The organism is Novosphingobium sp. 550D, from assembly GCF_057401885.1.
The window spans coordinates 2,913,295-2,934,581 of sequence record NZ_CM171613.1 but is presented as its reverse complement, the minus strand read 5'-3'; the positions used below and the strand labels follow the sequence as shown (position 1 = coordinate 2,934,581).

The following is a 21,287-nucleotide window of genomic DNA, read 5'->3' as shown; positions in this document are numbered from 1 at the left end:
AACTGCAATCCATGAAGGCGATGAGATTGACATCGATCCACCGCATCGCACCATGATATTTTTTTCGGGGCCGCCCGACCGGCCTGCAAGGAGTACCCCATGATCGTCACATTCCTCGCCAGCCCGCCCGCATCCGTCAAAGCACCGGTCGCCCGTGTCGTGGGCGTCGAAGGATGGGAAGAGGGCCAGCCCGCCGTCATCGTCGCCGGGGCCAAAGCTGCTCGCTTTGCCGGGCGTGCGGGGCAATTGTTCGAAGGTTTTGCCGAAATCGATGGTGTGGTCAGCCGTCTGGCGCTGGTCGGCGCGGGGGCCGCGGATGCCGATGACCGCCGCGCATCGCTGGAAAAGGCCGGGGGCGCCTTGGCCGCCAAATATCGTACGTCGGGCGCGACGCAATTGTTGGTTGATGCCACCGGTCTTTCGGCGGACGATCTTGCCTCGGTTCTCCTGGCATTGCGTTTGCGCCTGTGGAAACAGGATTCGTATCGCACCACGTTGAAGGACGAGGAAAAGGCCAGCCTTGAGGAAGTGATCGTCACCAACGCCGCCGAAGGCGCGCAGGCGGCATGGGACGCGGCCACGCTGATTGCCGAGGGTGTCGAATTCACCCGCGAACTGGTCACTGAACCGGCTAATGTGCTTTACCCCGAAAGCTTTGTTGAACGCGTGCGCCAGCGCTTTGCGGGCACCGGCGTGGACATCCGCGTTCTGGACGAAAAGGAAATGCGCGCGCTGGGCATGGGTTCCCTGCTGGGCGTCGCACAGGGGTCGGCGCGTCCGCCGCGTCTTGTCGTGCTGGATTGGCGCGGCGGAGAAGCGGGCGTGGCCCCGCTGGCCTTTGTGGGCAAGGGCGTGACCTTTGACAGCGGCGGCATCAGCCTGAAGCCCGGCGCGGGCATGGAAGACATGAAGTGGGACATGGGCGGCGCAGGCGCGGTTTCGGGCGCCATGCTGACCATCGCCCGTCGCAAGGCGAAGCTGAATGTTGTCGGCATCCTTGGGTTGGTTGAAAACATGCCCGACGGCAATGCCCAGCGTCCCGGTGACGTCGTGACGTCGATGTCGGGTCAGACGATCGAGGTCATCAACACCGATGCCGAAGGCCGCCTTGTCCTGTGCGACGCTCTGACCTTTGTTCAGCGCGAATATAAGCCCGCCAAGATCATCGACCTTGCCACGCTGACCGGCGCAATCATCATGAGCCTTGCCCATGAATATGCGGGCCTGTTCTCGAATGACGACGCTCTGGCCGCTGATCTGACCAAGGTCGGTCTGGCCACGGGTGACAAGTTGTGGCGCATGCCGATGGGCGCGGTTTACGACAAGATGATCGACAGCCCGATTGCCGACATGAAGAATGTGGGCAGCCGTTTCGGCGGTTCGATCACCGCGGCCCAATTCCTTGCTCGCTATATCGACAAGGGCACGCCTTGGGCGCATCTCGACATCGCCGGTACGGTGTGGACCGACAAGGCGGGCGCGACCTGGGAAAAGGGCGCGACCGGCTTTGGCGTGCGCCTGCTCGACGCCTTGGTGCGTGAAGCGGAATAAATGCAGGCCGACTTCTACCTGCTGGAATCGGGCGGCCCGGAACTGGCCCTTGCCCCCTTGGCGGGCAAGGTGCTGGAGACGGGCGGCCGCCTGCTGGTGGTGGCCGGAGAGGCCGGGGCGCGGGAAAAACTCTCGGCGGCGCTATGGAGCGCGGGGGCGGAAAGCTTCCTTGCCAATGGCATTGCCGGGGGCGAGCATGATGCGCGCCAGCCTATCCTGATTGCCGATGATGTGGTCCCGGCCAATGGAGCGCGCTTTCTGGCGCTGGCCGATGGGGTGTGGCGTGAACCGGGCGAGGGGGATTTCGACCGCGTCCTCCTCGTCTTTGGCGAAGCGGAACGCATGGCCGCGCGCGACACATGGCGTCTTTTAAAAGGACGCGAAGGCTGGGCCTGCCGCTTCTTTCGCCGCGAAGGGCGAAAATGGACGCAAGCAGGCTGATGGTCACCCTTGCAGGAGCCCGCACGAACGGCTAGTGGGCCGCGCAACAGGGCGTAAAGCCCAGCAACCCTACGCAAGGAATTCACCATGGCGCTTACCCGCACCTTCTCGATCATCAAGCCCGACGCCACCCGCCGCAACCTGACCGGCGCCGTCACCAAGATGCTGGAAGAAGCCGGCCTGCGCGTCGTTGCGTCCAAGCGCATCCAGATGACCAAGGAACAGGCCGAAGGCTTCTATGCCGTTCACGCCGAGCGCCCCTTCTTCAACGACCTCGTCTCGTTCATGATCTCGGGCCCGGTCGTGGTTCAGGTTCTGGAAGGCGAAGACGCCGTGAAGCGCAACCGCGACATCATGGGCGCCACCAACCCCGCCAACGCTGACGCCGGCACCATCCGCAAGGAACTGGCCGAATCGATCGAAGCCAACTCGGTCCACGGTTCGGACAGCGAAGAAAACGCCGCGATCGAAATCGCCTACTTCTTCAAGCCGGAAGAAATCGTCGGGTAATTCTGACTTTTTTTAGGCTGAAAAGACCGCTGGAGGGGTTTGGCTCTTCCGGCGGTTTTTTATTGACATCATCTGGCCGCCCGACGATGCCTTGAAAATTATACACTTATTGAGGGGGCGGATGAATGCGGCGGTTTTCTATGGTTCTGGCAAGCCTTGCCGCAATCTCGTCCTTTCAGGTCGAGACGCTCGCGGCAGAAACGGCGCCGGCAACCGGCACATTCTGTCAACGGATCGCCGCGCCTTTGAAGCTTGAAATTTCCACCGACCGATATGGCGCATCGGTCAAGGAACCGGTGTATATCCATACGCAATATTCATTTCAGGCATTCATGGTTGGAGACACTTTTACCACCTCCATGGGCGTTATTCCTTCGAATGATAGTGCGGTCAGCGAATTCAAGCGTGCCCAAGCCATGTGTGCCGCTGTGGGCAAGGGCGCTCGTTGCGATTTGGCGGGGCCGGTCATCTTTACAATCCGCACCCGCTATACCGATTTGAAGGAGCCTCTGGCCGTTGGAGAGAATGCCGTGGTCCGACTGGAGGGATCGAAGATCATCTGTCAGGATCGCCCCTCCACCCCCGTTCAGAACTGATCCGCCACATCCATCAGCTTGGTGAGCTTCTTAGGCGCCACCGACCGCCAGCTTCGCGCCAGCCACTCGCCCACCTGATCCCAATCGAGATCGGCGCGGTTGAGGATAAGGCCAGCCCATCCGCTCGCGCCATAATAGGCGGGGCGGAACCACGCATCGGGATCGGCATCGATCAGGGCGTTCATCTCATCCTGGCCGCTGGTTTTGACCAGCAGTGCGATGTGGGGTTCGCCGTGATGCTGATCATTGAAATAGGCGAAGAATTTGCCGCCCTTGATCGACCATGCGGGTGCGCCATGGCTCTCGCGCGCCTCCACTTCGGGCAGGGCGGCGGCCAGTTGCGACACCTGCGCCAGCAGCCAGTCCGCGCGATAGGGCCGGGTGACCAGTTCGGCGAGGCAACGGGCATAAAGCTGATGCTCGGCAAACAACACGCGTCCGGCCAGAGTATCAGCCGTATCACCGGGAATGATGGCCACGCGCGTCTGGCCCAGAATCGGCCCGTCATCCAGTTCGGGCGTCACCAGATGGACCGTCACACCGCCATGGCTGTCGCCCGCTTCGATGGCGCGCTCATGGGTGTGCAACCCTTTGTATTTGGGCAGCAACGAGGGGTGGATATTGAGCATCCGTCCCGCCCAGCCCGCGACGAATTCCGCCGTCAGGATGCGCATATAGCCCGCCAGCGCGACATATTCTGCGCCCGATGCGCGAATCGCCGCATCCATCGCCATGTCGTGATCGGCCCGCGCCATGCCCTTGTGCGGCAGGGCAAAGGTCGGCACGCCCTCGGCGGCGGCCAGTTTCAGGCCGCCTGCCTCTGGATTATTGCTGGCCACCAGCACGATTTCAAAAGGGCACTCAGGTGCGCGGCTCGCATAGAGCAGCGCGGCCATATTCGTGCCGCCCCCGGAAATCAGAACGGCGACCTTGGCTTTATGCATTGTGCGTCGCGGTCCATGCTTCGCGGGCGCTCCATGCCTCGGCGCTGCCTGAAACGGTGCAGCCGCGCGCGCCTTCGCGGATTTCGCCGATGCGCGAAACCGTTTCGCCTGCCGCCGTCAGATCGGCGGCCAGAGCTTCGGCTTCCTCCGGCTTGACCGCCAGAACCATGCCGATGCCGCAGTTGAACGTGCGCGCCATTTCGCCCGGCTCGATATTGCCCTGCGCCTGAAGGAAGGCCATCAACCGGCTCTGTTCCCAGCTATCGGCGTCGATAAAGGCATGCAGACCTTCGGGCAGCACGCGGGGTACGTTTTCCAGCAAACCGCCGCCCGTAATATGCGCCAGCGCATTGATGCGGCCCGAACGGATGAAGGGCAGCAGCGTCTTCACATAAATGCGAGTCGGCTCGATCAGATAGTCGATCAGCAGGCGGTCCGCATCAAACAGGGCAGGGCGCTCCAGCTTCCACCCCTTGTCGGCGGCCAGACGGCGCACCAGCGAATAGCCGTTGGAATGCACGCCCGACGAGGCCAGACCCAGCAGCACATCGCCCGCCGCAACCCGGTCGCCCGTCAGTTGTTCACCGCGTTCCACCGCGCCGACGCAGAAACCGGCAAGGTCATAGTCACCGGCCGCATACATGCCCGGCATTTCGGCCGTTTCGCCCCCGATCAGCGCGCAGCCTGCGATGCGGCAGCCTTCGGCAATCCCGGCGATCACGCGCTCGGCCACGCCGTTTTCCAGCTTACCCGTGGCGAAATAGTCAAGGAAGAACAAAGGCTCGGCACCCTGAACGATCAGGTCGTTGACGCACATGGCAACAAGGTCGATGCCGATCTTGTCATGGCGGTCATGGTCGATGGCAAGTTTCACCTTGGTGCCCACGCCGTCATTGCCCGCCACCAGCAGCGGGTCCTTGTAGCCCGCAGCCTTCAGGTCAAAGAAACCGCCAAAGCCGCCCAGATCAGCGTCCGCGCCCGGACGGCGCGTGCTCTTGGCCAGAGGGCCGATCGCCTTGACCAGCGCATTGCCCGCGGCAATCGATACGCCCGCGTCTTCATAGGTGTAATTGGTGGGGCCAGAGGCGTTGGTGTCGGTCATGGGCCTTGCTCGCTATCGAAGAAATCACGGTTGGAAAATATGTTTCGCGGGCGCCTAGCGCTTTCCTGCTTGGATTTCCATGCCCGATTGGGCAATAGCGGCGCTTGAACATGACAAATCCGGCAAATCTTTTCGCACCGCGCAGGCTGAGCGCGCTTTTTCCCCGCCATTTCGTGGCGCGCGGCGCGTTGGCGGCGGCGGTTTTGCTGGCGGGCGGGTTGGCCTTTGTCGATCCGGCGCGCCTGATCGCCCAGATCGAGGGGGATCGCGGGATTGCTCCGGTTGTCGCCACCAACGATATCGAAATCGGCAATATCGAGGTCGATGCCACCGGCAAGAACGCGCAGGACGCCAAGATGAATGGCTGGCGCGATGCCTATAAGAAGGCATGGGCCGCCGCGCATGGCCCTGCGCTGGACGCTGGCACGATTGAGAGCATCGTGGCCGGTGTTGTCGTGGAAAGCGAAGAAATCGGCCCGCATCGCTATCGGGCGAAATTGGTCATCGCCTTTGATCGCGGGCGCGCGGGCCAATATGGCGCGGGCAATGGCGGAGTCGCCATTCGTTCGGCCCCGATGCTGGTCATTCCGCTGCTTTATTCGGGCGGCGTGGGGCAAGTGTTTGAAGTGCGCAGCCCTTGGCAAAAGGTCTGGGCCGAATATCGCACCGGGGCCAGCGCCATCGATTATGTCCGCGCCAATGGCGGCGGTGCCGATTCGCTGATCATCAACGCGGGGCAACCGGGGCGGCGCAGCCGCGTCTGGTGGCGGGGCGTTCTGGATCAATTCGGTGCGTCGGATGTGTTGATCCCCGCCGCCCGGTTGGAGCGGCAATGGCCCGGCGGTCCGGTGAAGGGCTTTTTTACCGCGCGTTATGGTCCCGACAATCTTGCGCTGGGTTCGTTTGAATTGACCGCGCCCGATGATGGCGGCGTGCCCGCCATGTTGGCTCAGGCTCTGGCGCGGATGGATCAGATTTATACTGACGCGCTTTCCAAAGGCTTGCTGCGGCCCGACCCGACGCTGTCGGTTGATCATCCCACGATGGAACCGGGTCTGGCCTCGCTCATCAACGCAGGTCGGGCCGCCGAGGCCGCCGCGCAGGCGCAGGCCGCCGCCGAACGCGCCGCCGATGATGCCGCCGCCGCCGAAATGGCCGCCGCCGCGCCTGTCGTCGCGCCAAAGCCGGGCGGAACGGCTCTGAGCATTCAATTCGCCTCGCCCGATGCCCGCGCCGTTGATCAGGCGCTGGCGGCGGTGCGCGGCGTGGCCGGCGTTGATAATGCGGCCACAACCTCGATTGCGATTGGCGGAACTTCGGTGATGCGCGCACAGTTTAACGGCAATGCCGACGCCCTGGCGGCGGCTTTGCGCAAGGCCGGGTGGCAGGTCAGCGTGGCAGGTGCCGCGCTGCGCATCCGCCGATAGAGATTTATGAGCAAAATTATGCAGAAAAACGCCCCCAGCCAGTTCGCACTGCCGCTGGCCCCGGACCAGTCGCCAAGCGCGGCGCGTATCGTCGTGGGGGAAGGCAATGCGTCGGCTATCGCTGCGCTGTCCGCGCCCGACAGTTGGCCGTTTCGCACCGCCATTCTTTCGGGGCCGCCGCGTTCGGGTAAGAGCCTGCTGGCGGCGTGGTTTGCCGAAAGCGGCGGCGTGGCGCTGGATGATGCCGATCAGATGGATGAGACCGCCGTTTTTCACCGCTGGAACCGTGCGCAGGAGGAAAAGACGCCTCTGCTGCTGACCACGACGGCGCGTGAGGGTGGGTGGAAGATCACTCTGCCCGATCTGGGATCGCGCATGGGTGCGGCGCTGTGGCTGGATATTGAAGCGCCCGATGATGAGATGATGGCGGACCTTATTTCGGCCCATGCCGAAACGCGCCTGCTGCCTTTGACGGATGATCACGCCCGCTATCTTGCAAGCCGATGTGAACGTACCCATATCGCAGCCGAACGTCTGGTGGCGACCATCGATCGGCTTTCTCTGGAGCGCAAGGCGCCCCCCGGACAGGCCATCTTGCGGGATGCTCTGGAGGAGTTGAATGGTCCGGCCTGAACGCGTATGTTGTAAGGCATAGCGATAAGGCCGGGGCGCAGGAACGCCTGCGGCGGGTAAGGGATTTTGAGGGATGGTTTCTGGACTGATCGCCTATCTGGATTCGATCGTCGCGCGCGACCCTGCGCCGCGTTCGCGTTGGGAAGTGTTGCTCTATCCCGGTCTGTGGGCGGTGGGTTTTCACCGCGTGGCTCATGCTCTGTTCCGGGCGCGGCTGTTCTTTCTGGCGCGTGCGGTGAACCATCTTTCGCGGTTCTTTACATCGATCGATATTCATCCCGGCGCGACCATCGGCAAACATCTGTTCATCGATCATGGCTTTACCGTGATCGGTGAAACCGCCGAGATTGGCAACAATGTGACGATCTATCAATGTGTGACATTGGGAGGGACCAATCCGGCCAATGGCATTGGTGGCAAGCGTCACCCGACCCTGTCGGATGACAGCATCATCGGTTCGGGCGCGCAAATCCTTGGGCCGATCACGGTGGGGCGCCGTGCGCGCGTGGGCGCCAATGCGGTTGTGACCGATGACGTGCCCGAAGGCGCCACCATGGTGGGCGTCAAGGCACGCAGCACCGTTGTGGCCGCCGAAACATGGGTCAAGGATTTCATCCCCTATGGCACGCCCTGCAAGGAACCTTGCGCCGATGCCGAGCCTGCGGTGGGCCGCATTTGCACGTTGGAGACCGAAGTGGCATCCTTGCGCAAGCAGGTGAACGATCTGCTGCGTGCCACCGAAATGCATGATGGAACCAAGGGGTAAAACGGCCTGATGGAGCCTGCGGGAAAGTCTGACCAACCGCCAGTGATTGTCGCTTTTCCGCGGCCTGTTTTGCAGGTGGCATTTGATCGGGCCGAATTGATGCGCATTCTCGACCTCTATGGCCGGATGGTCGCGGCGGGGCAGTGGCGCGATTACGCGATGGATTTCGGCAAGGATGCCGCCAGCTTTTCCGCCTTTAAGCGCAGCGCCGAAAGGCCGCAGGCGCGGATAGAAAAACGTCCCTCGCTGCGCGGGAAGCAGGGCATGTGGGCGCTCTATGGCGAAGCGGGTCAGGTGTTGAAGCGTGGCCATGAACTGGCAGGGGTTCTGAGCATTCTTGAGCGGCGTTTGGTCAAGATCGTCGAGGGTTAATCGGACAGCGCCCATTCCACCGCCGCCGCCGCGTGAAGCGTGGTCGTGTCGAGCAAGGGCACCGGGCTGTCGCTACCATCGACCAGCAGCATGATTTCGGTACAGCCAAGGATGATAGTCTCGGCCCCTTTTTGCGCCAAACGGTGCAGGATGTCGCGATAAATGGCGCGCGAGGCGGGCGAGATGATGCCCGCGATCAGTTCGTCATAGATGATGCGGTGGATCTCGGCCCGGTCCTCGGTCTCTGGCACGATGACGTCCAGCCCGTGGCTGGCCAGCCTGTCGCGCAGGAAGGGTTGTTCCATTGTGAAAGCCGTGCCGATCAACCCCACCCGCCGCGCGCCCAGCGCCAAGGCCGCCCTTGCCGCCGGATCGGCGATGTGGAGCAGGGGCAGGGTGCAGGCTGCCTCTATATCGGGGGCCAGCAAATGCATCGTGTTGGTGCAGATCACCAGGGCCTGCGCCCCGGCGCGTTCAAGGGCCTTTGCCGCATCGACCATACGCACCGATAGACCGGCCCAGTCCCCGGCATGTTGCAGGGCCGCGATTTCGGAAAAATCAAAAGACCACAGGATGCATTTTGCTGAGGCCGAGGAGCCACGCGCGGCGCGCACGCCTTCATTGATCAGGCGGTAATAGTGGGCCGAACTCTCCCAGCTCATCCCGCCGATCAGGCCGAGGCTCTTCATCGCCCGCCCAGATCCAGCAGTGCAGGCACCAGAGCGTCGAAATGATCAATCACCGCATCCGCGCCAAGGTGGTCGGTCTGTCCCTGATTGAAGCCAAAGCGGCAGATGACGCAGGGGATTTGGGCCGCCTGCGCCGCGCCCGTGTCGAAATGGGTGTCGCCGATATAGGCGGTGCGCGGCGCATCAAGGCCAGACCGCTCGACCATCAGATGCAAAAGGTCGGGCAAAGGCTTTTGCCGCCCCGGACCCAGCGTGTCGCCACCGATGATCGTATAGAACCGATCGGTCAGCCCCAGTTCGCCAAACAATTTACGCGCCAGATGCTCCATCTTGTTGGTGACGACGGCGATCTTGACCCCGCGCGCGTCCAGATCGTCGAGCATGTCCGCCCCGCCCGGAAACAGGCGTGAATGGACGGCAATATTGTTCTCGTAATATCGCACCAGTTCGGCGGCCAGTGCCGTCAGCCCAACGTCGTCCAGCGTCACATCCTGAACCGCCAGCGCCCGCTCCATCAGCACCCGCATGCCCCCGCCCACAAGGCGGGGAATCAGGTCAAGGGGAACGGCCTGAAACCCGCCCTGTTCCAATGCGTGATTGAGAGCGATGCCAAGGTCGAGTTTGCTGTCGATCAGCGTGCCATCAAGGTCAAAGCCGACGATATCGAAAGGAAAATTGTGCATGATTGATGTCGTTGCCGTGTCCGTATGGAATCTGCAAGGATTTGCTGGCATGGGGGCGATATGACAAATATTCCGACACCGCTCGCCGTCGTTGTCCTTGCCGCGGGCAAGGGGACCCGCATGAAAAGCGACACTCACAAGGTGTTGCACCCCATCGCCGGGAGGCCGATGCTGGAGCATCTGCTGGCCAGCGCGGCGGATCTGTCGCCGGCGCGTCAGGTGGTGGTGGCGGGCCATGGGCGCAATCAACTGGAAAAGGCATTGGGCGCGCGGGCGACCATTGCGGTGCAGGACCCGCAGCATGGTACAGCCCATGCGGTGCAGATGGCGCAGGATGCGCTGGCCGATTTTGATGGCGATGTGTTGGTGCTGTACGGCGATGTGCCCTTTGTCACCGCCGAAACGATGCGCTCGATGATTGCGCGGCTGCACGCCGAAGATGCGCCCAAGGTGGTTGTGCTGGGCTTTGAGCCGGACGATGCGCTGGCCTATGGCCGGGTGATTGCCGAGGGCGATGCCATTGTGAAGATGGTGGAGTTCAAGGACGCGACCGAGGCCGAGCGTGCGACGAAGCTGTGCAATTCCGGCCTGTTGGCGGCGCATTCGGGTGATCTGTTCGCGCTGCTGGCGCGGGTGGGCAATGATAATGCGCAGGGCGAATATTATCTGCCCGATATTGTGAACATAGCGCTGGCCGATGGGGATCGTGCGGCGGTCGTGGTGACGGCGGACCCGGACGAAGTGGCCGGGATCAACAGCCGCGCCGAACTGGCCGATGCCGAACGCCGGTGGCAGGATCGCCGCCGCGCCAAAGCGATGGCCGATGGCGCCACGCTGATCGCGCCCGAAACGGTGTGGTTCAGTTGGGACACGCAGGTTGGCCGCGATGTGTTGATCGAACCCAATGTCGTGTTTGGCCCCGGCGTCACCGTGGCCGATCACGTCACAATCCACGCTTTCAGCCATCTGGAAGGCGCCAGCGTTGGGGCCAAGGCCCAGCTTGGCCCCTATGCCCGTCTGCGCCCCGGAGCGGACATCCGCGCCAAGGCCAAGATCGGCAATTTCGTTGAAATCAAGAAGGCCGTTGTGGGCGAGGGGGCCAAGGTCAACCACCTTTCCTATGTCGGGGACGCAGAGGTCGGGGCGGGCGCCAATCTGGGCGCGGGCACGATCACCTGCAATTATGACGGCTATTTCAAATACAAGACCATCATTGGCGAGCGCGCCTTCATCGGTTCGAACAGCGCGTTGATCGCCCCGGTCAAGATCGGCAAGGACGCCATTGTTGCCGCCGGCAGCGCCGTTTCGCGCGACGTTGGTGATGGCGAATTGCGACTGGTGCGCGGCGAACAGATGGTCAAGCCCGGTTGGGCGGACCGTTTCCACGACGCGATGAAGAAGAAAAAGGCCGAAAAGCAGGGCTAATCCCGCTTAATCGGCTGGAAAGCGTTTTGCCCTTATAGGGTTATACGGATCGGACCGGGCTTGCCCCGGCATAACATGGATAAGGGGCGGCTGAACATATGTGCGGCATTATCGGCATTGTCGGCAAGGAAGAAGTGGCGGATCGTCTGGTCGATGGTTTGCGCCGCATGGAATATCGCGGTTATGACTCGGCGGGCGTTTGTACGGTGCATGATGGCGAATTGATCCGCCGTCGCGCGCCGGGCAAATTGATGAACCTTGTCAAGGAATTGGCCGTCAATCCTGCGCCCGGTCTGGTGGGCATCGCCCACACGCGCTGGGCCACGCATGGCGCGCCCACGGCGGCCAATGCGCACCCCCATGCCACGGAAAAGCTGGCGCTGGTCCACAATGGCATTATCGAGAACTTCCGCCCTTTGCGCGAAGCGTTGCAGGCCAAGGGCCGCGTGTTTGAATCGGAAACCGATACCGAGGTGGTAGCCCATCTGGTGTCGGATCTGGTTGAAGGCGGGCTGTCGCCGGTGGACGCCGTCAAGGCCGCGCTGCCGCAATTGCGCGGGGCCTTTGCTTTGGCCATCGCGTTCCGTGAACATCCCGAGATGCTGATTGGGGCGCGTCTGGGTTCGCCGCTGGTGCTGGGCTATGGCGATGGTGAGACCTATCTGGGGTCCGACGCGCTGGCTCTGGCGCCTTTAACGCAGCGGATCACCTATCTGGAGGAAGGCGATTGGGTCGTCATCCGCCGTGAAGGGGTGGAGATTTACGACAAGGACAACAATCCCGTCACGCGCGCGATTGTGGCCTCGGGCGCTTCGGCCGCAGCGGTGGAAAAGGGTAATTTCCGCCACTTCATGCAGAAGGAAATCTACGATCAGCCCACCGTCGTGGCGCAGACGCTGCAAAGCTATGTGCGCCGTGATGATGAAAGCGTGGCCTTGCCGCAGATCGATTTCGACCTGTCGGCGATCAAGCGCGTGACAATCGTGGCTTGCGGCACGTCTTTCTACGCGGGGCTGGTGGCAAAGTACTGGTTCGAGCATTTCGCCCGTCTGCCGGTCGACATCGATGTGGCATCGGAATTCCGCTATCGCGATCCGGTGCTGGAGCCGGGCGGTTTGGCGATCTTTATCAGCCAGTCTGGCGAAACCGCCGACACGCTGGCGGCGCTGCGCCATTGCAAGGCCAATGGCCAGACGATTGCGGTCGTGGTTAACGTGCCCACCAGTTCGATGGCGCGTGAGGCGGATCTGTTGCTGCCCACGCATGCCGGGCCGGAAATCGGTGTGGCCTCGACCAAGGCGTTTACGTGCCAGCTTGCCGTTCTGGCCGCTCTGGCCGCGCATCTGGCGGTCAAGCGTGGGCGCATGACGCGCGATGAAGAGCGCCTTGTGGTGCGTCATCTGATTGAAACGCCCTCGGCTTTGAACGCGGCGCTGGCCTATGACGATGCGATTGCGGCGATGGCCCATCTTATCGCGCCTGCTCGCGACGTGCTCTATCTGGGCCGTGGCCAGGACTATCCGCTGGCGCTTGAAGGCGCGCTCAAGCTCAAGGAAATCAGCTATATCCACGCCGAAGGCTATGCCAGCGGTGAGATGAAGCATGGCCCTATCGCCCTGATCGACGAACATGTGCCGGTCATCGTGATCGCGCCGTCCGGTCCTCTGTTCGAAAAGACCGTTTCGAACATGCAGGAGGTCCGCGCACGCGGCGGCAAGATCGTCCTGATCTCGGATGCCGAAGGTCTGGCCGAGGCAGGCGAGGGCTGTATGGCCACGATCGAGATGCCCTCGGTCCACCCCCTGATCGCGCCTTTGGTTTACGCGGTGCCGGTTCAGCTTCTGGCCTATCACGTGGCCTGCGTTAAGGGTACCGATGTGGACCAGCCTCGCAATTTGGCAAAGTCGGTGACGGTCGAATAATCGGCAGAAATCTGGGAGAGAGGGCCGCAGGAATGCTGCGTGCCCTCTCTCCTTTTTATTTGCCTGTTGCCAATTGGTTTACGCGCCATTCACCATTTTCATTACACATGGTGATAGGCATTGAAGCGTAATCTTCCACGCGATGAACCAGTTGAATTCCTCCACCACAATTGGCGAACTTAGCATCTGGTCGGTGCTGGGCCTGTCCGGGCATGGCACCGAGGAATGGTCGCGGCTGCGCGGGCTGCAATATTCGCAACTGGCGCTGGTGGCGCGGGCGCGGATTTGGACACAGGCGCTGGCCGCTGTCGTCTCGGTGCTGCTGTTTTTTCCCTATGTTGGCCATCCGTTGATCGGCGGCTGGTTGGGGGCGCTGTGCGCGTCCTTAACCTATAGCATCCGTAACGAAGGGCAGTTGAGCGACGCCGACCGCCGCCGCATGACCAGCAGTGAGTTTCGCCGTCAGGCACTGGGCACGATCATCAACGCGCTGGTCTGGGCCGCGCCTTTGGTGTTTTTTGTGCCCTATTCGCCGATGCACCTGCGGTATGAATATTGGACCGTGCTGGCCATGTTGATGACGGTTTCGGCGGTGATTGTGCCGACGGTTCCTTTATCGACACTGTTGTTTTCGACCATTGTCGGCTGTGGTTCTGTCGTTGGTTTCTTCACGCTGTTGCAACCGGGCATGGCGGGGGTTGCGGCGCTGTTTGTTGCCTCGATTGCGCTGGGCACGATTGAGGCCTCGCGTCATTTTCTGTCCTCGCATCTGGCCGCTGCGGGTATGGCCGAACGCAATGAGGTGGTAAGCCTGCTCCTGCGCGAATTTGACGAGGATGAGGCTGACTGGCTGTGGCAGACCGATGCGCAGCGCCGGGTTCGTGCCGTCTCGGACCGTTTTGCCGAAGCGATGGGCATGGCGCGTGCCGATATTGATGGGGCCGGTTTCCTCTCGCTCTTGTCCGGGCCGGGCGGCGAAGGTCGCTCTGCCGAAGGGCGGGGCGTTGATCGCGCCGGTGCGCCGGGGATCAAGGAGCTGGAGGAAAAGCTCGAGGCGCGTGAGAGTTTCTCGAACCTTTTGGTCCGGGTGATGGTGCAGGGCACGCGGCGCTATTGGTCGCTTTCCGGCGCACCACGCCATGATGATCTGGGCAATTTCCTTGGTTTTCGCGGCGTTGCCTCCGATGTGACGGAACAGCAGGAAACCAGTGAGAAGATCGCCTATCTGGCGCGTTATGATACGCTGACCGGATTGCCCAATCGCATGATGGTGATTGACGCGCTGGAAAATGCGTTGGTCGCGGTGCGCGACGGGGATGGGCAATGCGCGTTCCTGATGATCGACCTTGACCGGTTCAAGGCGGTCAATGACACGCTGGGCCATCCTGTCGGCGATCAATTGCTCAGCCAGGTTGCCGAGCGTCTGAAGGTCCTGATGACGCCCAATTCGCTGTGCGGGCGTCTGGGCGGCGATGAATTCTGCGTCGTGCTGCGTCAGGCCAACGAGCGTGCGCTGGTGGCGCGTCTGGCGCAGGCGATCATCGAAGATCTGTCCAAGCCCTATTATGTCGACGGTCACGAATTGTCGATCGGCGCGTCGGTCGGTTCGGCCTTTGGCCCCGGCGACGGTGGCAGCGTGCCCGCGCTGATGCGCAACGCCGATTTTGCGCTCTATCGGGCCAAGCGCAACGGGCGGGGCATGCATTCGGCCTATGACGAGGCCTTGCGCGCCGAGGCCGAAGCCCGCGCATGGCTGGAGGAAGCCCTGCGTTCGGCCGTGGAGGAGCAGGAATTCGAACTCTTTTATCAGCCCGTCGTCGATGCGGGCAGCGAGCGATTGGTCGGTTTTGAATCGCTCCTGCGCTGGAACAGCCCCGAATTGGGCCGCGTATCGCCGGATCGATTTCTGTCGCTGGCCGAGGACACGCGTTTGAGCCTGCCGATTGGGTCATGGGTGTTGAAAGAGGCCTGTCATCAGGTCGCCCAATGGCCCGGAAACCTGAACGTTTCGGTCAACGTTTCGGATCGTCAGGCCTTGGACCCGGCGTTTATCGACCATGTCGTGACGGCGCTGGCGATTTCCGGCCTTGCCCCGCAACGGCTTGAATTGGAAGTGACCGAGAGTGTGTTCCAGCGCGACCCGGCACAGGCGCGTGCGACGCTGGAACGTCTGACGGCGCTGGGTTGCTCGGTAATTTTGGATGATTTCGGGGCGGGCCATGCCTCCATCTCGATCCTGTGCGAGATGCGTTTTGACGCCATCAAGCTGGACCGTGCGCTGATGAAGGGGGCCGCGTCCGGTAACGCGGAAAGCGTGGCGATGATCCGCGCCGCCGTCGCGATTGCCGACAGCCTTGAAATGATCACCATTGCCAAGGGCGTGGAAACGCCGGAGGAACTGCAAATCGCCTGCTCGTTGGGGTGCCGCCGTCTGCAAGGTATGGCCTATGGCGGCGCACGCAGCGTGGATGAGGTGCAGGACCTGTTCGGCACGCGCGCTGCGCCTCCTGCCCAAGAAGAAAGGGCGGGCTGACCTTTCGTCACCCCGCCCTGTCGGCATTTCAATCGGAACTCAAAGGGGATCAGGCGCTCAGCAGCGCCTTGGTCACACCTTCGAACAGCGCGCGGCCATCGATGCCGCCCTGCGCCGCTTCGATGAAGCGTTCGGGGTGCGGCATCATGCCCAGCACATTGCCGCCTTCGTTCAGGACGCCGGCGATGTTGCGGGCCGAACCGTTGACTTCCTCGGCATAGCGGAAGGCTACGCGGCCTTCGCCTTCCAGACGGTCCAACGTGGCGTCATCGGCAAAGAAATTGCCGTCGTGATGCGCCACGGGGATCGTGATCGTCTGACCCTTGAAATAGCGGTGCGTGAAGGCGCAGGTGTTGTTTTCCACCGTCAGCTTCACTTCGCGGCAGACAAAGCGGATGCCCGCATTGCGCATCAGCGCGCCGGGCAGCAGGCCTGCCTCGGTCAGCACCTGAAAGCCGTTGCACACGCCCAGTACCTTGACGCCGCGCCCTGCGGCCTCGATCACGGCACGCATGATCGGGCTGCGGGCCGCCATCGCGCCGCTGCGAAGATAGTCGCCATAGGAAAAACCGCCGGGAAGGGCGATGAAGTCCAGACCTTCGGGCAGGGCGGCGTCGCCGTGCCACACGCGATGGACTTCGCCGCCGCAGACCTGTTCAACGGCAACCGCCATGTCGCGGTCGCAATTCGATCCGGGGAAGGTGATGACAGCCGAACGCATGGGTTACACCCTCTCGATGCGGTAATTCTCGATCACCTGATTGGCGAGCAGTTTTTGCGCCATTTCTTCAAGCGCAGCATCGGTGACCGTCTCGTCCACTTCCAGTTCGATCAAACGGCCGGCACGGACATCGGAAACGCCCGAAAAGCCAAGACCTTCGATGGCATGGTGGATCGCGCGGCCCTGCGGATCGAGCACCCCGTTCTTGAGGCTGACGTAAACGCGCACTTTCATCGCTGGGCGGCCTTTCTGTTATGGCACAGTTCTGGTGTGACGCATCATGGGATGCGCCATGGTGGAATCGGCCTCGCCTATGGCGCGCAATGGCGCAAAAGCCAAGGGGGAGAGGGCATTTTTGACTTCAAAAAGCCCTCATCCCCGATCAACGGCGTGCAATGGCCGCGCTGTCGCCGCCAAGAGCGCGGTAGAGACCGACCAGATTGCTGGCCCGCGTGAATTGCGCCGCGACCAGCGTCTTCTCGCTGGCATAGAGCGATTGCTGCGCCGTCAGCGCATCGAGCCATGTGCCGATCCCGCCCTCATAGCGGCGATTGACCAGACGGTAATTGTCCGATGCGGCATCGCGTCCGGCGCGTACCGCCTCGATCTGGGCCTCAATCGTGCCGCGACGGGCCAGGACATTGGCGACATCCTGAAACGCGGTCTGCACCGTTTTGCGATAGGTGGCCAGAGCAGCGTCGCGCTGGGCCTGGCTGACGCGATAGGTGGCCTTGGCCGCGCCGCCCTTGAAAATCGGCCACGAAGCAGCCGATGTCAGACCCCATGCGAAATTCGCCGGCGAAAACAGGCTGGAGAGCGCGGTGGTCGCAACCCCGGCCACGCCCGTCAGCGTGATTTTGGGATAAAGCGCGGCGCGGGCCGCATCCACATTGGCATAGGAGGCGCGCAGCGTGAATTCGGCCTGCGCCACATCGGGACGGCGCAGAAGGATCGTGGAATCCAGCCCCGCAGCCACCGGGGCCAGATGCGCCGACGCGTCCTCAATCGAAGCGGGCAGCAAATCGGCCGCAACATCATCGCCCACCAATAGGCGCAGCGCATTGAGATCCTGCGCCACGGCATTGGTCTGGGCCGCGACATCGGCCTGCGCCGTGCGCAGCGTCAATTCCGCCTTGCGCAGATCGGCCAGCAGGCCAATCCCGCCATCAACGCGCCGCTTGGTCAGCGACACGCTCTTTTCCGCGCTGGCCGCCGTATCCTGCGCCAGTTTGAGCAGGCTCTTGTCCGCCGCATAGGTCAACCAGCCATTGGCCACATTGGCGATCAGCGTCAGGCGCGTGGCGCGCGAACCGGCCTCACTGGCCAGATAGGTCGCCTTGGCCGCCGCCGTCAGGCCGCGAATGCGCCCGAACAGGTCAATTTCATAGCTGGCCAGAGTGGCCGTCGCGCTGGCCGCATCACCCTTGGTCGTGGCGCCCGCAACGCGGGTGCCGTCACCCTCGGCATGGGTAAACCCACCATTGGCGTCGATTTCGGGAAAAAGAGCGCCGCGCTGCACCAGATACTGGTTCCGCGCCGCCTCGATATTGGCCAGCGCGACCGCCAAGTCCTGATTCTTGGCCAGCGCCAGTTCGATCACCTTGACCAGACGCGGGTCGGCCAAAACCTGCGCATAGCTGTAAGAAGGCAGCGCCGCGTCGGCGGGCAGGACATAGGCCTCGCCCTTGGGCCATGCCGAAGGGATGGGCAGCGGCGTGGGATCGGCGGGCTGATCGGCGCGCGGACGCGCCTCAATCCCACCGGGCAGGGCCAGAGCCAAGGCCGCAATCAGCGAGAGTTTCTTCATGCCACCGCTCCCTGATCATCGGCTTTCTTGCGGCGGAACTGGCGGAAACCGCCACGCACCAGAACGAAGAACATCGGGATGAAGAAAATGGCCAGACCCGTTGCCGTCAGCATGCCGCCGATCACCGAAGTGCCGATGGCGATACGTGCATTGGCGCCTGCGCCCGTGGCAATCGCCAAGGGCAGCACGCCAAAGATGAAGGCGCAGGAGGTCATCAGAATGGGCCGCAAACGCATACGCGCCGCATCCAGCACCGCCGTGATCGGATCCTTGCCCGCCTTTTCGCCCTGTTCGGCAAATTCGATCATCAAGATGGCGTTCTTCGCCGCCAGACCCATCGTCGTCGTCAAACCAATCTGGAGATAGACGTCATTCTGAAGTCCGCGCAGCGTGACCGCGGCCACGGCCCCCACCAGACCCACCGGAATGACCAGCAGCACGGCAAAGGGAATGCTCCAGCTTTCATACAGAGCCGCAAGGCACAGGAACACCACGATCAGCGACACCGAATAGAGCAGCGGCGCCTGACCCGATGACAGTCGTTCCTGATAGGACGCGCCCGACCATGCGATCGAGACATCGGGATATTGCGCCACAAGCGCCTCGAACGCGTTCATGGCGTCGCCTGATGAATAGCCCTGCGCGGCCTGACCTGACACTTCGAAATTGGGCGTGCCAGAGAAGCGATAGGTCGCGTTGGGCGCCTTGCTCCACGTAAAGCTGGCAAAGGCCGAGAAGGGCACCATCCTGCCGCTGCTGTTGCGCACCTGCCATTGCGAGAGGTCTTCGGGGCGCGAACGGAATTCGGCATCGCCCATGACAAAGACGCGCTTTACGCGGCCGCGGTCGACAAAGTCGTTGACGTAACGGCCCCCCCATGCCGCGGCCAATGTCGTGTTCACATCCGAAGGCGCAACGCCAAGGGCCGCCAATTTGGCCGTATCGGTGGTGATTTTGAGCGTGGGCTGATCGGGCAGGCCCGTCAGGCGCACATTCGACAATTGCGGCAAGGTCCGCGCTTCGGCCAGAATTTCGTCGCGCAGCTTGGAGAAGGCTTCCTGATCCATGCCGCCGCTGTTCAGCACTTCGGCGGTAAAGCCGGTGGCCTGACCCAGACCGCGCACGATGGGCGGTTGCAGAGCATAGAATTCCAGATCGCGATAACCGCCGCTGATGGCGGCTGTCGCGCGGCGCGTAATCGCTTCGGCCGAATTTTCCGCGCCTTTGCGATCTTCCCAATCGGTCAACGATACGAAGCCGCGACCCGCATTCTGGCCGCTGCCGCCGCCTTGGGCGCCGCCGGCCACGACCAGAACCGTATCGATGTTCTTCTTGTCGTGATTGAGGAAATACTTCTCAATCGCCGCCTGTGCCTGCTGGGTGCGCTCCAACGTCGCGCCTGCGGGCAACTGGAAACTGATCTGGGCCATGCCCTGATCTTCTGAAGGCAGAAAGCCGGTGGGCATGCGCACGAACAGCACGACCAACGCCACCAGAACTACGATATAGGCCACAATTGGCCCGCGCTTATGCGTCGCGGCCCATGTCGCTTTGGGGTGATACCAATTGAGCAGGCGGCCAAAATAGCGGTCAAAACGGACGCGCATCCAATGGCTGGCCCGGCCGACGAGCGAGGTTTCGTCTTCGTCTTCCGGCCGTTTCAAAATGGTGGTCGTCAAAGCGGGCGACAGGACCAGCGCCACCACCACCGACAAGGCCATGGCGGAAACGATGGTCAGCGAGAATTGGCGATAAATCACGCCCGTTGAGCCGCCAAAGAAAGCCATCGGCATGAACACTGCCGACAGGACCAGCGCAATGGCGATCAGCGCGATCGAGATTTCCTTCATCGATTCGATGGTCGCTTCACGCGGCGTCATGCCGGGGTTTTCGGCCATCAGACGTTCGACATTTTCGACCACCACAATCGCGTCGTCGACCAGCAGACCAATGGCCAGCACCAACCCGAACAGCGTCAGCGTGTTGATCGAATATCCCGCAACAGAAAAGATGGCGAATGTGCCCAACATAACCACCGGCACCGCAATCGCCGGGATCAGCGTTGCGCGCCAGCTTTGCAGAAAGACGAACATGACGATGACGACCAGAATGATCGCTTCGAACAGCGTTTCGACCACGTCGGCCACCGACTTGGAAATAAAGCGCGTCGAGTCATTGGCAAAGCCATAGGTGTAGCCCGCCGGGAACGTCTTGGAGAGTTCGGCAAACTTGGCCTTGACCAGCTTGGCCGTGGCCAGAGCGTCTGCGCCCGGCGCCAGCGAAACCGCCAGAGCTGCACCCGGATGTCCGTTCACGCGGCTGACCACGCCATAGGATTCAGAACCAAGTTCAATACGCGCGACATCCGAAAGCCGAACGGTTGCCCCGCTGGTCGCGCTTTTGACGACGATCTGGGCAAATTCGGCCGGGCTGGTCAGGCGCGATTGCGCCGTCACCGTCGCATCCAGCATCTGGCCCGCAGGCGAGGGGACCGCGCCGATTTCGCCTGCGGCCACTTCGGCGTTCTGGGCCGTAATCGCGGTGATGACGTCCGAAGGCATCAACTGATTGGCGGCCAGCTTGTTGGGATCAAGCCAAATGCGCATCGCATATTGCGCGCCAAAACCGTTGGTTTGGCCCACGCCTTCGATGCGGCCGATCGGCTCCTGCAACCGGCTCGCCAAAAAGTCGGATACGTCGATATTGGTCGTGCGGTCATAGGTATCCGCGACAAAGGCCACCAACAGGAAGTCGGGGTTCGACTTCGTCACGCGCACGCCCTGCTGCTGCACCACCGAAGGCAGGCGCGAGAGGGCCTGCTGGACCTTGTTCTGGACCTGCACCTGGGCGATGTCGGGGTTGGTGCCCTTTTCGAACGTGGCCGAAATCGACACCTGACCCGACGAACTCGACGTCGAGGAGAAATAGAGCAACCCGTCAAGCCCGGTCAGCTGCTGTTCAATCACCTGCGTGACGCTGGTTTCCAGAATAGCCGCCGAGGCGCCCGGATAGGTGGTGTTGATGTTCACCTGGGGCGGGGCAATATCGGGAAACTGCTGTACCGGCAGGGTCAAAACCCCGGCGATACCGGCCAGCATGATGATGATCGCAATCACCCATGCAAAAATCGGACGGTCGATAAAGATGCGCGACATGACGCTGTTT

General features: G+C 62.2%; 19 protein-coding genes. 11 read left to right on the top strand and 8 right to left on the bottom strand.

Translation table 11 applies throughout. From position 1 onward, the window contains the following. The first annotated feature begins 99 nt into the window (after window positions 1–99). From AC2S2E_RS13945 to AC2S2E_RS13930, 4 genes are all read left to right on the top strand, one after another. Entirely contained in the window at window positions 100–1,551 is a 1,452-nt protein-coding gene (locus tag AC2S2E_RS13945) for a leucyl aminopeptidase (RefSeq protein ID WP_486522763.1), read from the top strand. Further along, window positions 1,552–1,992 carry a DNA polymerase III subunit chi gene (locus tag AC2S2E_RS13940; protein WP_476103539.1) on the top strand — a complete coding sequence of 147 codons (441 nt, stop codon included), beginning with the start codon at window positions 1,552–1,554 and terminating at the stop codon, window positions 1,990–1,992. It begins immediately after the preceding gene. Between the two features lie 87 nt (window positions 1,993–2,079). After that, window positions 2,080–2,502, top strand: coding sequence for a nucleoside-diphosphate kinase (ndk, locus tag AC2S2E_RS13935; protein ID WP_168604587.1), 423 nt, complete (start codon window positions 2,080–2,082; stop codon window positions 2,500–2,502). 125 nt (window positions 2,503–2,627) lie between these two features. After that, window positions 2,628–3,098, top strand: coding sequence for a hypothetical protein (locus tag AC2S2E_RS13930; RefSeq protein ID WP_486522762.1), 471 nt, complete (start codon window positions 2,628–2,630; stop codon window positions 3,096–3,098). On the opposite strand, the gene purN is transcribed toward AC2S2E_RS13930, so the two are convergent. Next, a complete protein-coding gene (gene purN / locus AC2S2E_RS13925; protein WP_486522761.1) occupies window positions 3,089–4,042 on the bottom strand; it encodes a phosphoribosylglycinamide formyltransferase in 954 nt (317 codons plus the stop codon). The two genes, AC2S2E_RS13930 and purN, sit on opposite strands and share 10 nt — an antisense overlap. Then, window positions 4,035–5,144 carry a phosphoribosylformylglycinamidine cyclo-ligase gene (gene purM / locus AC2S2E_RS13920; protein WP_476103546.1) on the bottom strand — a complete coding sequence of 370 codons (1,110 nt, stop codon included), beginning with the start codon at window positions 5,142–5,144 and terminating at the stop codon, window positions 4,035–4,037. The genes purN and purM overlap by 8 nt, the downstream gene beginning before the upstream one ends. 110 nt (window positions 5,145–5,254) lie before the next feature. On the opposite strand from purM, the gene AC2S2E_RS13915 reads away from it, so the two are divergent. The 4 genes from AC2S2E_RS13915 to AC2S2E_RS13900 all read left to right on the top strand — a co-directional run bounded on the left by AC2S2E_RS13915 (window position 5,255) and on the right by AC2S2E_RS13900 (window position 8,342). Then, window positions 5,255–6,571: a heavy-metal-associated domain-containing protein gene (locus AC2S2E_RS13915; protein ID WP_486522760.1), complete on the top strand. Its 1,317-nt coding sequence runs from the start codon at window positions 5,255–5,257 to the stop codon at window positions 6,569–6,571. 6 nt (window positions 6,572–6,577) lie between these two features. After that, on the top strand, window positions 6,578–7,204 hold the full coding sequence (locus AC2S2E_RS13910) for a P-loop NTPase family protein (RefSeq protein WP_486522759.1): 627 nt from the start codon (window positions 6,578–6,580) through the stop codon (window positions 7,202–7,204). Window positions 7,205–7,277: 73 nt separating this feature from the next. Continuing rightward, complete coding sequence (gene epsC / locus AC2S2E_RS13905; RefSeq protein WP_486522758.1) at window positions 7,278–7,970, top strand: serine O-acetyltransferase EpsC; 693 nt, start codon at window positions 7,278–7,280, stop codon at window positions 7,968–7,970. Window positions 7,971–8,069: 99 nt separating this feature from the next. Then, the gene (locus AC2S2E_RS13900; RefSeq protein ID WP_486522757.1) at window positions 8,070–8,342 is read left to right on the top strand and encodes a DUF2794 domain-containing protein; all 273 of its coding nucleotides are present in this window, start codon (window positions 8,070–8,072) and stop codon (window positions 8,340–8,342) included. Here AC2S2E_RS13900 and AC2S2E_RS13895 read toward each other — a convergent pair. After that, complete coding sequence (locus tag AC2S2E_RS13895; protein ID WP_486522756.1) at window positions 8,339–9,031, bottom strand: aspartate/glutamate racemase family protein; 693 nt, start codon at window positions 9,029–9,031, stop codon at window positions 8,339–8,341. The two genes, AC2S2E_RS13900 and AC2S2E_RS13895, sit on opposite strands and share 4 nt — an antisense overlap. Then, window positions 9,028–9,714, bottom strand: coding sequence for an HAD hydrolase-like protein (locus AC2S2E_RS13890; protein ID WP_486522755.1), 687 nt, complete (start codon window positions 9,712–9,714; stop codon window positions 9,028–9,030). The genes AC2S2E_RS13895 and AC2S2E_RS13890 overlap by 4 nt, the downstream gene beginning before the upstream one ends. 60 nt (window positions 9,715–9,774) lie before the next feature. Here AC2S2E_RS13890 and glmU point away from each other — a divergent pair, with 60 nt between their 5' ends. The 3 genes from glmU to AC2S2E_RS13875 all read left to right on the top strand — a co-directional run bounded on the left by glmU (window position 9,775) and on the right by AC2S2E_RS13875 (window position 15,594). After that, window positions 9,775–11,139, top strand: coding sequence for a bifunctional UDP-N-acetylglucosamine diphosphorylase/glucosamine-1-phosphate N-acetyltransferase GlmU (glmU, locus tag AC2S2E_RS13885; RefSeq protein ID WP_486522754.1), 1,365 nt, complete (start codon window positions 9,775–9,777; stop codon window positions 11,137–11,139). A 98-nt stretch (window positions 11,140–11,237) separates the two neighbouring features. Continuing rightward, window positions 11,238–13,061, top strand: coding sequence for a glutamine--fructose-6-phosphate transaminase (isomerizing) (glmS, locus tag AC2S2E_RS13880; protein WP_476103564.1), 1,824 nt, complete (start codon window positions 11,238–11,240; stop codon window positions 13,059–13,061). 142 nt (window positions 13,062–13,203) lie between these two features. Then, window positions 13,204–15,594, top strand: a complete 2,391-nt coding sequence (locus AC2S2E_RS13875; protein ID WP_486522753.1) for a putative bifunctional diguanylate cyclase/phosphodiesterase — start codon at window positions 13,204–13,206, stop codon at window positions 15,592–15,594. A gap of 49 nt (window positions 15,595–15,643) precedes the next feature. Here the strand turns inward: AC2S2E_RS13875 and purQ are convergent, their stop codons facing one another. From purQ to AC2S2E_RS13855, 4 genes are all read right to left on the bottom strand, one after another. After that, window positions 15,644–16,315 carry a phosphoribosylformylglycinamidine synthase subunit PurQ gene (gene purQ, locus AC2S2E_RS13870; protein WP_486522752.1) on the bottom strand — a complete coding sequence of 224 codons (672 nt, stop codon included), beginning with the start codon at window positions 16,313–16,315 and terminating at the stop codon, window positions 15,644–15,646. Between the two features lie 3 nt (window positions 16,316–16,318). Further along, complete coding sequence (gene purS, locus AC2S2E_RS13865; RefSeq protein ID WP_476103569.1) at window positions 16,319–16,549, bottom strand: phosphoribosylformylglycinamidine synthase subunit PurS; 231 nt, start codon at window positions 16,547–16,549, stop codon at window positions 16,319–16,321. A 148-nt stretch (window positions 16,550–16,697) separates the two neighbouring features. Continuing rightward, a complete protein-coding gene (locus AC2S2E_RS13860; RefSeq protein WP_486522751.1) occupies window positions 16,698–18,122 on the bottom strand; it encodes an efflux transporter outer membrane subunit in 1,425 nt (474 codons plus the stop codon). Next, on the bottom strand, window positions 18,119–21,277 hold the full coding sequence (locus AC2S2E_RS13855) for an efflux RND transporter permease subunit (RefSeq protein ID WP_486522750.1): 3,159 nt from the start codon (window positions 21,275–21,277) through the stop codon (window positions 18,119–18,121). Before AC2S2E_RS13855 ends, AC2S2E_RS13860 begins: the two co-directional genes overlap by 4 nt. Window positions 21,278–21,287 lie beyond the last annotated feature (10 nt).